Genomic DNA, 14,852 nt, shown 5'->3' with positions numbered 1-14,852 from the left:
ATGCGCATTGTTGCTGGCAAGTTTAAGTCCAAAACCATCGCCGCTCCTCAATCAAACGACATTCGCCCCACTTCAGATCGGGTGCGGGAAAGCCTATTCAATATTCTGGCCAACCATTTTGGTCCGGTGATGAGCGGATGTCGGGTGCTTGATCTTTTTGCAGGTACTGGCGCGTTGGGGCTGGAAGCTCTTTCGCGCGGGGCAGAGCATTCCACCTTTGTGGATACTGGCGTAGAGGCGCGGGCATTGCTGCGGGAAAATATCCAAAATTTCGGCGTTGCAGGCCAATCCCGCATGTTGCGCCGCGATGCGACAGATCTTGGCCAAATTCAGCGTATCTTGCCCTGCAATCTTGTGTTTTTGGACCCGCCTTACGCCAAGGGGCTTGGCGATAAAGCGCTCGCAGCAGCTTTTGAAGGTGGATGGATCGCACCAGAAGCGATCATCGTATTTGAAGAGCAAAAGGGCGTTGAAGTTGCCGCACCCGAAGGCTTTGAATTGCTCGATGAACGCGCATATGGCGACACCGTAATCCACTTGTTCAAGGCACCGAACGCCTAGTTTTACCGCCGACCAAACAGCCGTTCAATATCTGCTTTCTTAAGTTCCACATAGGTGGGGCGACCATGAATGCACTGGCCCGAATGTGGCGTGGCTTCCATGTCGCGCAGCAGCACATTCATTTCCTCCGCGCGCAATCGGCGACCTGAACGGACCGAGCCATGGCACGCCATCCGCGCGGCCACTTCTTCCAACCGTTCGCGCACGATAGAGATATTGTCCCATTCGGCCAATTGGTCGGCCACATCATGGATCAGTTTATCCACGTTGGGATGCTTCAAAATTGCTGGCGTCTCATGCACGGCAATGGCACGCGGCCCAAAGCGTTCTACGCCGAGGCCAACCTGCGCAAGTTCCTCCTGTGCTTCCTCAAGACGGTCGCAATCCTCTTCGGGCAGCTCGATGACCACGGGGATCAATTGACGCTGTGCTGGCACTGGCCCGTCGCTCAGCTCCCTCTTGAACCGCTCATAAACCAAACGTTCATGGGCTGCATGTTGGTCCACCACAATCAAGCTGTCCGGACCTTGCGCTACAATATAGTTCTCAAACAATTGTGCACGGGCAGACCCCAGCGGAAAATCATCATCCTCTGGTGGAATTTCACTTGTGGTCTCCATGCGCGCGCTCGGCTGATGCACCTCCTGCATTCGCGGCATCCCAGCACCCGGGGGCGGGGCCATATAGCTTGGGCTACGCCATTGCTGCTGTTGCGGCATTGCAAAACCATCACCAGTGGCATTTGGTGCCACATGTGATGCAGGTGCACCGCTTGCGTCTGCGGGAGGTGGAGGCGGTGTGCCACCCGGTTGAAACGCATTCAGCGTTGCATCTGAAACCGTTTTCGAAGCCCTGAACCCAGCGGCATCAAGCGCATTCATCACCCCGCGGATCACCGCCGCACGCACAAGGCCGGAATCGCGAAACCGCACCTCGGCTTTGGCCGGGTGCACATTCACATCTAAATCTTGGCTGGGCAAATCCACAAAAATGGCCGCAACCGGAAATCGATCGCGGTGCAAAAAGTCGGCATAAGCCCCGCGCAAACCGCCAAGCAACACCTTGTCGCGCACGGGGCGGCCATTTACAAAGTAAAACTGCGAAAGTGAGTTGGCCTTTGTGTAAGTGGGCAAAGCTGCCATGCCGCGCACCCGAACAGGGCCGCGCTGATAATCAATCGGCACGGCATTCTGCGCGAAGTCCAACCCCAAAATCTGCCCCAAACGGTTCTTATCGCCTTGAAAGTCATCTTCAATATCGGACATGGGCTGCGCGGGCCAGTTCAGCGTTTGCCGATCAGAACCAGACAAGATGAAGTGCACATGCGGTTTAGACATGGCCAACCGTTTCATCACATCCGTGATGGCATTGGTTTCCGCTCGATCAGATTTCAAAAACTTCAGACGGGCAGGCACATTCTTAAATAGATCACGCACTTCAATCACGGTGCCATGTGGCATCGGGTTAGGCGAAATCACAGCGTCACCGTCCACAAACCGCAATTGTAGTCCCATTTCAGCATCTTTGGGGCGAGTGGCAATCCGCAAGTCGGCCACCGCACTGATGGAGGCTAGCGCTTCCCCCCGAAACCCGAGCGTCGCGATATGGTCCAGATCGTCTTCCGGCAATTTGGAGGTGGCATGGCGTTCCACGCTCAAGCGCAGATCTTCTTCCCCCATGCCAAAGCCATCATCTTCAATGCGGATCAGAGATTTGCCGCCCGCAGCCGTGGAAATCGCGATGCGGGTTGCGCCAGCGTCGAGCGCATTTTCCACCAGCTCTTTCACGATGCTTGCCGGGCGTTCAATCACCTCGCCAGCCGCAATTTTGTTCACCAGATCGTTTGGCAGTTGCCGAATGCGCATTGCTGATTCTCCTATTTCGCCAGCATAGCGATAAGCAGAATGCTTTGCATCCACCGCAAAGCTATGGCAGGTAACATTTCAACAAGAAGGACATTATGAGCAATCAAACCGACCAAACACCCATGCAAATGGCGCTAGATCTAGCGCGGCAAGCCGCCGAAGCGGGCGAAGTGCCTGTAGGTGCGGTCATCATAAAAAATGGTGAGATTGTAGCCAAAGCCCAAAATGAAATGAAGCGAAGCGGCGACCCAACCACTCATGCCGAAATGCAAGCCATCCGCAAAGCGCTGATAGAATTAGGTACTGGACGCCTTGATGGCTGCGACCTCTATGTGACGTTGGAGCCTTGCACCATGTGTGCCGGGGCCATCGCCCACGCCAAATTGCGGCGTGTCTATTATGGGGCGGAAGACCAAAAGGGTGGGGCGGTAGATAATGGCGTTCGGTTTTTCGCATCGCCCACGTGCCACCACCATCCTGAAGTGATTTCAGGCATCGGTGAGGCAGAAGCGGCTGATTTACTTATCCAATTTTTTGCTGAGAAGCGAGCATAAGGTCAATGCGCGTTGCCAAATCGCGCTTGAATTTCTCTTTCACCACATCGCCGGCGGCCAAAATGTCTCGCACGCGCCAAAACTCATAGGCACCAAAATGCCCAACAGGCGGGCGCACATAGATATCAGGCGGATAGGCGGAAATCGCATAGGCGCTTAGCGCATGCATCATAATTTGTGCCGCGCCCAACCCCACATCAATTGCCGATGGCATTGCTGATTCATTAACAGGCACAGGATCGCCGTTTACGTCCACACCGATCAAAATATCCATATTGTGCGCCGCATGATCCAAAGGCAGTGGATTGACCACACCGCCATCCACCAATGTCTGGCCACGGAGTTCAACTGGCTTAAACAAGCTGGGAATAGCAATTGAACCTGCTATGGCGGGGGCGATCTCTCCCTCATGAAACACAGCCTGATGCCATGTACGGTAATCAGTCGCGATTACCCGCAAGGGGATTTTCAAATCTTCGAAGTTTTTCGGTAGGTTTTCCGGCGCAAACGAAGTGAGCACCTTTGTGGCGTCAAACTGCATGGAAATGCCATCTTGAAACATGGCTTTGATGCCAGTCACTTGCGTGCGCCAAAGCCGAGAGCTTAGCGCGCGCATGGAGCCAAGCACATCAATTGCATATTCGCGAATTTCGCTGCCGCTCATGCCCGCAGCCCATCCAGCTCCAATGAAGGAGCCGATCGATGTGCCTGCGATCAAGCTGGGTTTGAGGCCCAATTCGTCCATCGCCTCAATCACAGCTATGTGCGAAAGGCCCCGAGCAGCACCGCCGCCGAGCGCAACGCCAATTTTGGGACCGGTGATTGTCATTTTAACACCCGATGTTCGTATTCAATTCAGATGTTAAATGAAATTGTTTAAACTTTTATATCTTCAAGCCCTGATCACGAAGATTTGCGCTCAATCGCCCGCCACGCAATGTCTTTGCGGTAAAAGCCATTGTCCCAATCGACCTTTTCGATTGCGGCATATGCCTTGTCGCGCGCGTCTTTCGCATCGTCGGCCATCGCGGTCACATTCAGCACGCGGCCACCAGTGGCCACCAACTGATCGCCTTTCAAGCCAGTACCGGCATGAAACACCTTAACACCGTCAGCTTCGGCATTTTCGATGGCATTAATGGGCGTGCCCTTATCATATGAGCCGGGATAACCCTTAGAGGCCATCACTACGGTGAGGGCGGTGCCTTCATGCCATTCGGGGCTGTGTTGATCCAACGTTCCGTCTACCGATGCTTCCATCAAATCTAAAATATCAGATTTAAGCAGTGACATAAGCACCTGGCACTCAGGGTCGCCAAATCGCACATTGTATTCGATCAAACTTGGCCCTTCGCGCGTGATCATCAGGCCAGCAAACAAAACCCCTTTGAAGGGCGTGCCGCGAGCCGCCATGCCTTTGATGGAGGGCTCAATGATCTCTTTTCTCGCGCGCTCGATCATTTCATCAGTCATCACGGGCGCTGGTGAATAGGCGCCCATGCCGCCAGTGTTCGGCCCCTTGTCGCCATCATAGGCGCGCTTATGGTCCTGCGCGGACGGCAGTAATTGGATATTTTCCCCATCGCTGATGGCAAAAAGGCTGGCTTCTTCGCCAACCAGACATTCTTCGATCACCACGGAGGCACCAGCAGCGCCGAATGCGCCATCAAATATGGCATAAAGTGCGTCTTCTGCTTCCTTCAGGCTTTGCGCAACGATCACGCCTTTGCCCGCGGCTAGCCCGTCTGCCTTCACAACAATTGGCGCGCCCTCAGCGCGCACATAATCGATAGCGGAATCAAGATCGCTAAACCGACCATATTTCGCTGTTGGCACATTCATCTCATCGCACAATTGCTTGGTGAAATGTTTGGAACCTTCGAGCTGCGCTGCGGCTTTTGACGGACCAAACACCTTGATGCCTTTGGCTTGCAAATCATCCGCGATACCAGCGACCAAGGGCGCTTCCGGGCCAACGACAACAAGATCGATTTTGTTGGACCTGCAATATTCTGCCACGGCCTCATGGTCGTTCACGTCAAGGCTAACCAATGTGCCGCAGTCGGCCATGCCGGGATTGCCCGGCGCGATATGCAAACTGTTCAACCGAGGTGAACGCGAAATCGCCCAAGCTAATGCGTGTTCACGCCCGCCGGAACCCAAAAGCAAAATATTCATTTTATAAATCCGAAAACTAATCACCATCCAAGCGTGTGTTCCCATATCATGTTGATTTCAAAAGGTCACCCTTGACGTATCAACTATGAACAGGCACCACTTATTTCATGGACGAGCAAACTGGCGAAACGGGCTCCAATGCCCACGAATTTACAGTTTCTGAAATCTCTCAATCGGTCAAACGCACGATTGAGGATCAGTTTGGTCATGTGCGTATACGGGGGGAGATCACGGGTTACCGCGGTCCTCACTCATCCGGCCACGCCTATTTCGCTCTAAAAGACGAAAAAGCCCGAATTGAGGCAGTGATCTGGCGCGGCGTTTTCTCAAAGCTCCGCATCAAGCCTGAAGAGGGCATGGAAGTCATCGCTTCAGGCAAGCTGACCACCTATCCGGGCTCATCCAAATATCAAGTGGTGATTGACCATATCGAGCCAGCGGGCGCTGGCGCGCTGATGGCGCTACTCGAGCAGCGGCGTAAGCAATTGGCGGCCGAAGGATTATTTGACGCAGCGCGTAAGCAAGAACTGCCATATCTGCCGCAGACAATTGGGGTCATTACCTCACCAACAGGCGCGGTTATTCGCGATATCTTGCATCGCTTAGACGATCGATTCCCCACTCATGTGATTGTGTGGCCCGTCCGGGTGCAAGGCGACACATGTGGAGCAGAGGTGGCCAATGCAATCAATGGTTTCAACGCTTTGCCAACTGGGGGGCAAGTAAAGCGTCCGGATCTTTTGATTGTGGCGCGGGGCGGCGGCTCTATTGAAGATTTGTGGGGCTTCAACGAGGAAGAAGTCGTGCGCGCTGCCGCAGCGTCGCACATTCCCCTAATTTCAGCAGTGGGCCACGAAACCGATGTAACGCTCATTGATTATGCTGCCGATAAACGCGCGCCAACACCCACGGGTGCAGCCGAAATGGCTGTTCCTGTGAAGGCCGAGTTAGTGAATTATGTGCTTGACCAGGGCAACCGCCTTCGCGCGGCACAAGCGCGCAATGTCTCAACTGCGAAGGATCGCCTGCGCGCAGTGTCCGCTGCGCTGCCCAAGGCGCAAGATCTAACAAGTGTGCCGCGCCAACGGTTCGACATGGCCACCATGCGGCTTGGAAGTGCGCTCAATCAGTTCATTGATCGCAAACGTGCAGGATTTTCGCAGGTCAGTGCGCGCTTGTCACCCCATGGCTTGCGACAGAAGCAGCAAAACTTTGCCAGCCAAGTCGAAAGCCTGAGCGCCCGTTTGCGTCCCGCAGCCTTGGCGGCGTTTGAACGCAAGCAAACTAAAGTTGAAAATTTGGGCAAACTGCTCGACAGCTTAAGTCACAAAAAAGCGCTCGAACGTGGTTTCGCATTGGTCACGGACGCTGACGGAAATCTGGTGCGCTCAGCCAATACTCCCAAAAAGGGGGAGGGGCTTAGCGTTCAATTTGCCGATGGTGATTTGGGTGTGATGGTGAGCGATGCGCCACCTACAAAAGCAAAATCCCAGCCGAAGCCAAAAGCACCAGAGAAAGAAAAAGACCAAAAACAGCAAAGTCTTTTTTGATTTTTTCGTCCAAGCCACCTAAATAGAGGACGAAAGAGGTTCGAACATGAATATTTTTGAAAGCGGCTTTGGGCAAAGCGAAGCCAAATTGCGATATTTGGATGCAGATTTTTCAGTGATCAAGCCAGGCACATTTGTGCGCTGCGCGGTGACGGGTAAGCAAATCCCGCTCGACGAATTGGCCTATTGGAGTGTTGATTTGCAAGAGCCTTACATCGACGCAGAAGCCTCCCTCAAAGCCCTTCAAGCCAGCAAAAAGTAACGCAATATGCGCGTTTTAATCATTACCAATGGCATGGGCGAAGATGCCATGGGTGCGGCGCTTGCCAAGCAGCTCGCCCTCCATTGTGAGATTGAAGCGCTACCCACTGTCGGCGAGGGCGTCGCCTATAAGGGGATCTGCCCGCTGATGGGACCGCGTGGCCATCTCGCCAGCGAAGGGCATCGCAAACAAGGGTCACTAATCAAAGACTTTAAAAATGGCCTAGCCGTCACGGCGTACAAGCATGTACGCTATATGCGCCAGCAAAAGGAGCGTTGGGACAAAATCATCGTCTTGGGCGATATGGTTGGCCTCGCTCTGTGCAAAACAGCAGGTCATAAAGTCGATCTTTATTTAGACTGCTACAAATCCGGCTATGCCTCAACTTATTCGGCAGTTGAAAAACACCTGATCAAATCCACTGTGGCGAAAACCTTGTGCCGCGATGATATTCTCGCGGGACAACTACGTGCTTTTGGCCTTGATGCCGGGTTCGTGGGCAATATCATGATGGATACGGTGCCCGAGCTGTCCTTCGATATCTCGCCGCTCATTGGTGACAAGATTGCGGTGACATTGCTACCTGGCAGTCGAAATGCCGCCAAGGGCTTGTTTGACCTTGAAATCAGCGCCGTGGGGCGTTTGACAGGCAAATATGATCTGGCGGTGTTAATCCCAGTCGCGCCAACTGCCGATACAGAACAACTTATCCGCGCTGCACATCTGCGTCAGGTTGAGAAACACACCGATATCGATGCGCCAGACTATTTGGCCAAAGCCGAAATGTACGATCAAACGCCGGTTCATTTTTTCGATAAAGGCATCGGGACGCTGGCGAGAAAATCTCGTTTTGTTGCCGGGCAAGCTGGAACGGCTGGCTTTCAAAGCGCTGGATTAGGTGTGCCAGTCATTGCCCTAGTGCCGCCCGATGCACGTCCCTCTCGGGTTGCGCGCAATGAGCGTTTGATGGGCGACAGCAGGATTACCTGTGAACTGAGCACGAGCGATTTGGCGCAGGCCATGGAACTTTTGCTGAAGGATGAGGAAGATGCCAAACGCCGGGGGCGCATTGGCAAGGAACGTATCGGGCCATCGGGCGCATTGGATTATGCGGTGCGCTTAATCCTGAGCCACTGAGAAGTCTGAACGGTCTGGCCGAGGCGGAAGCTCTTTGCCATCTGCCAGCAAAAATGCTCGATCCAACACATTGTCCAATCGCTTAGCCAGTTCTTCAGAGTAAGGCGTCAAATCCTTCGCCGTGCGGGGAACATATAGCGGTTCATCCACCACAGCAGAAATGCGCGAGAAAGGGTGGTTGATTTGCATCTTATCCCATACTTTTTCAAGCACAGATCGCCGCGAGCTCGAAACCGCATATGGGATGATCGGTCGGCCGGAAAAACGAGCCAACAGGGCTACCCCGTCTGAAACGTTGCGACCGGGAATTGGCGGAATGTCTGCAGTTATGCCAATAGATTGACCGTCTTTCATGGCACGCAACATCTCTCGCATCGCGGCCATGCCACCCGTACCTTCATCCTGCTTTGGGCTAGCGCCTGACCCATCAATATGGGAACAGCCAAAGCTCTTGGCGGCGGCAGCCACCAATTGGCCATCGGGATGGCGCGAGGTGAGAATGGTCAATTGTTTGGCCTCGGGCACCAACTTCATGCCCAACATGCCTTGCCCATGCCAGCATACATAAATGGCAGGCATTAAATCCGCACATTTTTGTTCAGCATTGGGCGGATCATAGACGAATTTGGACGTAGCAGATGTCAGGCGCAAATAGCCGCCTAAAATATGCCAGCCAATAAAATGGCGAGCTTTGGTGCTGTTAAGCCCGCGCTCGCCATGTTCTTTTAGGTTTTGCTCATTCACCGACTATTTGGCCTCGGGGTCGAGCAAGCGGTGCATATGTACAATGAAATAACGCATATGGGCATTATCAACCGTCATCTGTGCCTTCTGCTTCCAAACCGCATAGGCAGACTGATAGTCGGGATAAACACCCACAATATCAACTTCATCCAAATTGCGGAATGTCACCTTTTCCAAATCTTCTAGTTCGCCGCCAAAAACCAAATGCAGCAATTGTTTTTCTTCACTCATATAAACCCCACCATTTATTGTCTTATTTTATGCTGCCGGACACCCATAGACCTTGCGCAGCACATCATGGACATCGTCTTTTAGCGTCAGGTCAGACATTGCTGCAAGAGCGCCATGACGAATTTCTTGCTTGTTAAAGCGTGGTACACCTAAACATACATCTTCTAAGAAGTAGTTGCATTCTGTCAAAATCAGCGCAGGTGCCGCAATGTCCCAGTCTTGCGCACCGCGCCGTGCGACTGCAATGTCCAACACGCCAGTGGCCACTTGCACCAAGCGGTAAGCGAGAGATGGGATGGCCGGACCACGCACATATTCAATGCCACGCTCTTCCAATTCTTTATGGACCGCGCCAGGGGCAGGGATAATTGGCCCCGTGCCCAACCGTTCGCGCCGCAATAGCGGTGATTTGTTCAGCATGGCGCCACGGCCCGATACAGCTTCATAAAGCTCATCACGTATGGGCGCATATATAACAGAGACAATTGGCACACCATTTTCAACGATGGCGATGCAGATCGTCCAGCTATCTTCGCCGCGGATAAAGCCGCGCGTGCCATCAATCGGGTCAACAACAAACACGCGCTCCTTCGTCAATCGGCTCGCATCATCTGCTGTCTCCTCACTCAACCAGCCATAATCTGGCCGTGCGGCGGTGAGCATGTTTTTTAAGAAATTGTCGACAGCAAAGTCGGCTTCGGTAACGGGGGTCGCGTTATCTTTTGTCCATGTTTTTACATCTTGGCGGAAAAAACCAGTGGCGATGATCCCGGCGCCGACCACAGCATTTCGTACCAATTCCAGATCTTCCATCAATTCTGCAATATCTGGTTGCGCCATCAAAGGCTCCCGAAACCCTAAGAAACATAAGCTCTTCCGTGCGTATGCGAGGCAGAGCATAAAGGCAAGAACCCGCTTGGGTTAATCGCCAGTTACCCACGGTCATAACCTGCTAACCCTTTTGATAACAAGAAAAACTTAACCCAGTTTTTTAAAGGGATGCCAAAACTTGCCTGCTAGTTTGGCCTCATAAGAAGAGCGGCAAAAATTAAAAAACAGCTCTCAAGTTAACAGGAAGGCACGAGATAAAAATGGTGCAAGGCAAAACAGTTTCAGGATCTGATTTGATCTTGTTTGGAAAAGATAGGGTGAGCTGGCCAACATTGTCCCCTGCGAACGACAATGGCGCTGTCCGTGATGAAGTGCAAACGGTCACCGTGCGGAAAATGCTGTCGAAAAGCGGCGTCCCAATCAAAATTAAAGTTCCAGTTAAAGAATATTATGGAGTAGCGGTCGCCACGCAGATTTCTGAAGATGGCCTGCTGTCCAGCTCTATTGAACTGGTACATGCGGACGAAGATTTAAACTATCGCGTGTTCGAAGAAGAAGGCAATCACACCGTAGTGGCTGAATGGCAAAACTGGGGCAAGCAACTTGGCCTGCCTTTGTTCATTCGCTCAGGCAATGGTGGTTTGGTGCCATATTCGCAGCATGTCGGCGGCGTTATGGTTGGACAAGAAACCAACCGTCGGAAATTGGGACCCGAGGCAAATCGCCGGCCCCGTTTCTTGAACCGGCGTAAGCTGGGCCTGGTTTCAGGCTAAAAAATCAAATCGCGTATTCGATATAGAGCGCGAGGGTGAAGCTTAGGCCCACCCAATAATTGGATTTAAACCGGATCAGGCAGTTTGGTGTCTGGTCCGGTTTCAGTGTGAGGATTTGCCAAGCCAAAATGGCAGGCGCAACCCACATCACCCAATAATAGACAGGGCCCGCGCCCGCGCCGTCCGCGGCCAAAAACCACAAGATCGCAGCGCCCAGATAAAACAATCCGCAAATTAGCTGCGCATGGTCTCCAAAAAGGCGCGCGGTTGATTTTACGCCGATGAGCGCATCGTCCTCCCGGTCCTGCAGCGCATAAATTGTGTCATATCCGATCGTCCACAAAATGCCTCCAGCATAAAGGTAGAAGGCGGGATAATGCAGTTCGCCAAACATGGCAGCCCAGCCCATCAAAGCGCCCCAGTTAAACGCAAGACCCAAAAACAGCTGTGGCCAATAGGTGATGCGTTTCATAAAGGGATAAATGATCACCAATCCAATGGACGAAAGCCCTAAAATTTTAGTGAAGTCGTTGAATTGCCAAAGAATTATAAGTCCAACCGAACATTGAACTGCCAAAAAGACGAACGCTTGCGGCACGCTGATTTGTCCAGAAGGTATTGGGCGAAGCTTTGTCCGTTCTACTTTGCCATCAATATTTCGGTCGACAATATCATTGAGTGTGCAGCCCGCACCGCGCATGACAAATGATCCAACAAAGAACAGTAAGAGGTAATAGAAATTAAATCCGGTGGCCGGGCGTGCTACTGCTGCCAAGGCAAGCGACATTGCACAGGGCCAAAACAACATCCCCATGGGGAGAGGACGATCCCATCGAGCCATCTTGGCATAGGGGTGAATTGCCTTGGGGGCATAACGATCCACCCAGTTGGTTGCACTCGCATCCGCAATGATTTCAGATTTGGGTTTGTCTTGCATCGCTCACCACTTCCACCTATTCAATTGGGGAGACGCTATTATTTAAGCACGGAATGTCAACCTAATGCCGCGCAAACACAAAACTTTACCCCGCCTATTTATCGATCAGCCCTTGGCAATGGGCGATCAAATAAAGCTCGAAAAGGCCCAGTCCAACTATTTGGTCAATGTTCTGCGTTTGGGGGAAGGCGACGAGGTGATTCTGTTTAATGGGCGAGATGGGGCATTTCGCGCCACATTGGCAAATGGCTCTAAAAAGGCGGCGCAACTGGCGGTTGAAGAGCAAACCAACCCCCAAACACCGCCGAGCCATATTGACTATCTATTTGCGCCGATTAAGACAGCGCGGCTTGACTATATGGTGCAAAAGGCCACGGAGATGGGCGTTAACGCCCTGCGGCCCTTGCAAACCCAGCATACACAAATGTCGCGCATCAATTATGATCGCATGAGAGCAAATGCCGTGGAAGCTGCGGAGCAATGCGAAATCCTAAACGTGCCGACAGTACATGAGGCGACCACTTTAGAGAAACTCATCGCCAATTGGGGTGAAACTGATACCGACCGCAAATTGATTTTTGCCGATGAAGAGGCGGAAATAAGCGATGCCGCTGAAGCACTTAAACCGCTGGGGCAAAGCAATGTTGCGGTGCTGATTGGCCCCGAAGGCGGGTTTTCGGAAGCAGAGCGTGAGCTATTGCGGGCGCAAAGCTTTTGTGTTCCGATCAGCTTAGGCCCGCGCATATTGCGTGCCGATACAGCGGCCATCGTCGCATTAACACTCGTGCAATCAAATATCGGTGATTTACGATAAAAGGATTGCATCCTTTTTTTTCCGCGCTATTGTCGCCTGCACACAATGCGCTGGCACAGCGTGGCAAATAAAACAATTCGGACGGACCACCTATGGCCAATGCAGTTGAAAACTCGCCCCTCATTGAATCAAAAGCTGACCTGATTTACGCGCTGGAAAAAGGCTGTAAACCAAAGAGCGATTGGCGCATCGGCACCGAGCACGAAAAATTTGTGTTCTGCAAAACCAGCCATTTGCCTGTGCCTTACGAAGGCGAAAACGGTATTGGCGCGATTCTTACTGAGATTCAAAAGCGCACCAATTGGACGCCGCTGATGGACAAAGGCCACCTCATTGGCTTGAAAGATGAGGGCACTGGCGCCTCTATTTCGCTTGAGCCCGGCGGTCAATTGGAGCTGTCTGGCGCGCCGTTGGAACGGCTGCACGATACATGCTCAGAAACCGGCAACCATTTGCGTTTGCTGCGCGGTATCACTGACAAGCTGAATATCGAGTTTTTAGGCCTGGGCGTTGCGCCTGAATGGTCACTCGAAGAAATGCCGATGATGCCAAAGTCCCGCTATGGCATCATGAAGCCCTATATGGAAAAAGTCGGCACCCTTGGCACGTCCATGATGTTCCGCTCCTGCACGGTGCAAGTGAACCTAGATTTCTCATCTGAAAAAGACATGGTCGATAAACTGCGGGCCAGCTTGGCGTTGCAGCCAATTGCAACCGCGTTGTTTGCCAATTCGCCATTTATTGATGGCAAGCCATCAGGCTATCTCTCATACCGCTCAAAAATCTGGCAGAATACAGACAATGACCGCACAGGCATGTTGGATTTTGCCTTTGAAGACGGCATGGGCTTTGAGCGCTATGTGGATTATGCACTTGATGTGCCGATGTATTTCGTGATGCGCAATGGCGAATTCGTCAATTGTGCTGGCGAGAGCTTCCGCGCCTTTTTGAAAGGCGAACTGCCGCAATTGCCCGGCGAAAAGCCAACCATGGCGGATTGGGAGGATCATCTGTCCACCTTGTTCCCCGAAGTTCGGTTGAAAACATTCTTGGAAATGCGCGGCGCTGATGCGGGACCGTGGGACAATATTTGCGCGCTGCCCGCTCTTTGGGTTGGCTTGCTTTATGATCAAGGCGCGCTTGATGGCGCATTAGATCTGGTCAAAGACTGGACAGCCGAGCAGCGCAATCAATTGCGCATCGACGTGTCAAAAATTGCGCTTCAAGCCGAAATCAATGGCCGCAAAGTATTGGATGTCGCCAAAGACGTTTATAAACTAGCCAAATCGGGCCTCGTGGCGCGTGAGAATTTGAATTTCGAAGGCTTTGATGAATCCGTGTTCTTAAACATGATCAAAGACACCCTCGACACTGAAAAGACGCCAGCGGACCATATGCTTGATGCTTATAATGGCACTTGGGGTGGCGACATCACCAAAATCTACACAGAACGTTTGTTCTAATTCGCGAGCTTTTCAGCGAGAAAGTCAAACACCCTGCGCACGCGGCGATTGGTCTTTAGTTCTCTATGGGCCACCAGCCAAATTGAGAAGTTGAGCGAAGGAAATTCTGGCAAAACGCGGCGTACGCCCGGCTCATGGTCACCAACACTGGTGTCCATAACGCCAATACCAGCGCCGCTTTTCACCAAATTCCACATGACCACATAGCTATCCACCTGCAAGGCGAAGTTGGCGGCGGTCAATGTCATGCCATGCGCGTTAAGGCCATGCATCACCGCATTTTCAGAATCCAGGCTGATAAATTCAGCGCGGTTGATGCTGTCGAGCGTGAGGGGCGGGTCAAAACGAGCGAGATAGTCATCGCTGGCATAAAGTTGCGCCTGCACGTCTAACAGCTTGCGCGCGTATAAGTCTGGCTCTGTCGGTCGGAAAAAGCGCAAAGCAATATCTGCCTCGCGTCGATGCAAATCGCTGGCATGGTTTGAAACAACCAGCTCAATCTCCAGCTTAGGCTCTGCTCGCCGCAGTTCAGTTATGATGGGTGGCAACTCCGTTGCGGCAAACATTTCGGCTGCGGCGATCGAAACGCGCCCTTCAATGGCGCTGGATTGCCCATGCGCTGCCAACGAGAATGCACCAGCGGCTTCGCCCATGTGGCGGGCATATTGCAGCAATTCAACACCGCTTGGCGTCAAAATGATGCCGCGACCATCGCGCTCAAATAAAGTGACATTTAAGTCCTGCTCGAGAGCTTCAATTTGCCGACCTAAAGTAGGTTGCGCAATATTGAGTGCACGTGCCGCAGCAGAAAAAGACCCTTCCTCAGCCGCCACCAAAAACGAGCGCACCTTGCTCCAATCAAAATTTATGTTTTTCCAGCTCATGCAAATATGCATATCAGCTGTAGAAAAATCGTCAATTTATTATATGTAGCTCTCGTTATATGACCATG

Annotated in this window: 16 protein-coding genes; 8 read left to right on the top strand and 8 right to left on the bottom strand. The window is 52.4% G+C overall.

What is annotated here, in order from left to right; all coding sequences use genetic code 11:
• A complete protein-coding gene (rsmD, locus tag ACP15Y_RS05335; protein WP_424981965.1) occupies window positions 1-561 on the top strand; it encodes a 16S rRNA (guanine(966)-N(2))-methyltransferase RsmD in 561 nt (186 codons plus the stop codon).
• 2 nt (window positions 562-563) lie between these two features.
• On the opposite strand, the gene mutL is transcribed toward rsmD, so the two are convergent.
• On the bottom strand, window positions 564-2,426 hold the full coding sequence (mutL, locus tag ACP15Y_RS05330) for a DNA mismatch repair endonuclease MutL (RefSeq protein WP_424981964.1): 1,863 nt from the start codon (window positions 2,424-2,426) through the stop codon (window positions 564-566).
• A gap of 95 nt (window positions 2,427-2,521) precedes the next feature.
• On the opposite strand from mutL, the gene ACP15Y_RS05325 reads away from it, so the two are divergent.
• Entirely contained in the window at window positions 2,522-2,980 is a 459-nt protein-coding gene (locus tag ACP15Y_RS05325) for a nucleoside deaminase (protein ID WP_424981963.1), read from the top strand.
• On the opposite strand, the gene ACP15Y_RS05320 is transcribed toward ACP15Y_RS05325, so the two are convergent.
• Window positions 2,949-3,809, bottom strand: coding sequence for a patatin-like phospholipase family protein (locus ACP15Y_RS05320; RefSeq protein ID WP_424981962.1), 861 nt, complete (start codon window positions 3,807-3,809; stop codon window positions 2,949-2,951). The genes ACP15Y_RS05325 and ACP15Y_RS05320 overlap by 32 nt on opposite strands.
• Window positions 3,810-3,883: 74 nt before the next feature.
• Window positions 3,884-5,158 (bottom strand): phosphoribosylamine--glycine ligase, encoded by a 1,275-nt coding sequence (gene purD / locus ACP15Y_RS05315; RefSeq protein ID WP_424981961.1) that lies wholly within the window; start codon window positions 5,156-5,158, stop codon window positions 3,884-3,886.
• Window positions 5,159-5,265: 107 nt separating this feature from the next.
• Here purD and xseA point away from each other — a divergent pair, with 107 nt between their 5' ends.
• From xseA to ACP15Y_RS05300, 3 genes are read left to right on the top strand one after another with little or no spacing between them, the layout of a single operon-like run.
• The gene (gene xseA / locus ACP15Y_RS05310) at window positions 5,266-6,708 is read left to right on the top strand and encodes an exodeoxyribonuclease VII large subunit (RefSeq protein WP_424981960.1); all 1,443 of its coding nucleotides are present in this window, start codon (window positions 5,266-5,268) and stop codon (window positions 6,706-6,708) included.
• A gap of 46 nt (window positions 6,709-6,754) precedes the next feature.
• Window positions 6,755-6,970, top strand: coding sequence for a DUF2093 domain-containing protein (locus tag ACP15Y_RS05305; protein ID WP_424981959.1), 216 nt, complete (start codon window positions 6,755-6,757; stop codon window positions 6,968-6,970).
• Window positions 6,971-6,976: 6 nt separating this feature from the next.
• Window positions 6,977-8,107: a hypothetical protein gene (locus tag ACP15Y_RS05300; RefSeq protein WP_424981957.1), complete on the top strand. Its 1,131-nt coding sequence runs from the start codon at window positions 6,977-6,979 to the stop codon at window positions 8,105-8,107.
• Here the strand turns inward: ACP15Y_RS05300 and ACP15Y_RS05295 are convergent.
• The 3 genes from ACP15Y_RS05295 to ACP15Y_RS05285 are packed head-to-tail and all read right to left on the bottom strand — an operon-like array spanning window position 8,090 to window position 9,922.
• Window positions 8,090-8,851, bottom strand: a complete 762-nt coding sequence (locus tag ACP15Y_RS05295; protein WP_424981956.1) for a lysophospholipid acyltransferase family protein — start codon at window positions 8,849-8,851, stop codon at window positions 8,090-8,092. The two genes, ACP15Y_RS05300 and ACP15Y_RS05295, sit on opposite strands and share 18 nt — an antisense overlap.
• A 3-nt stretch (window positions 8,852-8,854) precedes the next feature.
• Window positions 8,855-9,082 carry a DUF4170 domain-containing protein gene (locus tag ACP15Y_RS05290; protein WP_424981955.1) on the bottom strand — a complete coding sequence of 76 codons (228 nt, stop codon included), beginning with the start codon at window positions 9,080-9,082 and terminating at the stop codon, window positions 8,855-8,857.
• A 27-nt stretch (window positions 9,083-9,109) separates the two neighbouring features.
• Window positions 9,110-9,922 (bottom strand): 3'(2'),5'-bisphosphate nucleotidase CysQ, encoded by an 813-nt coding sequence (locus ACP15Y_RS05285; protein WP_424981954.1) that lies wholly within the window; start codon window positions 9,920-9,922, stop codon window positions 9,110-9,112.
• A 251-nt stretch (window positions 9,923-10,173) separates the two neighbouring features.
• On the opposite strand from ACP15Y_RS05285, the gene ACP15Y_RS05280 reads away from it, so the two are divergent.
• Entirely contained in the window at window positions 10,174-10,686 is a 513-nt protein-coding gene (locus ACP15Y_RS05280; RefSeq protein ID WP_424981953.1) for a DUF6101 family protein, read from the top strand.
• A gap of 4 nt (window positions 10,687-10,690) precedes the next feature.
• Here the strand turns inward: ACP15Y_RS05280 and ubiA are convergent, their stop codons facing one another.
• Window positions 10,691-11,623: a 4-hydroxybenzoate octaprenyltransferase gene (ubiA, locus tag ACP15Y_RS05275; protein WP_424981952.1), complete on the bottom strand. Its 933-nt coding sequence runs from the start codon at window positions 11,621-11,623 to the stop codon at window positions 10,691-10,693.
• A 64-nt stretch (window positions 11,624-11,687) separates the two neighbouring features.
• Between ubiA and ACP15Y_RS05270 the strand changes: the two genes are divergently transcribed.
• Window positions 11,688-12,437 carry a 16S rRNA (uracil(1498)-N(3))-methyltransferase gene (locus ACP15Y_RS05270; protein WP_424981951.1) on the top strand — a complete coding sequence of 250 codons (750 nt, stop codon included), beginning with the start codon at window positions 11,688-11,690 and terminating at the stop codon, window positions 12,435-12,437.
• Between the two features lie 92 nt (window positions 12,438-12,529).
• Window positions 12,530-13,900, top strand: coding sequence for a glutamate--cysteine ligase (locus ACP15Y_RS05265; protein ID WP_424981950.1), 1,371 nt, complete (start codon window positions 12,530-12,532; stop codon window positions 13,898-13,900).
• On the opposite strand, the gene ACP15Y_RS05260 is transcribed toward ACP15Y_RS05265, so the two are convergent.
• On the bottom strand, window positions 13,897-14,784 hold the full coding sequence (locus ACP15Y_RS05260; RefSeq protein WP_424981949.1) for a LysR family transcriptional regulator: 888 nt from the start codon (window positions 14,782-14,784) through the stop codon (window positions 13,897-13,899). The genes ACP15Y_RS05265 and ACP15Y_RS05260 overlap by 4 nt on opposite strands.
• Between the last annotated feature and the right edge of the window lie 68 nt (window positions 14,785-14,852).

The sequence above is a fragment of the Maritalea sp. S77 genome (genome assembly GCF_049801075.1).
Lineage (GTDB): Bacteria > Pseudomonadota > Alphaproteobacteria > Rhizobiales > Devosiaceae > Maritalea.
The sequence above is the reverse complement of the archived record's forward strand: the minus strand, read 5'-3'. Positions and strand labels throughout refer to the sequence as shown.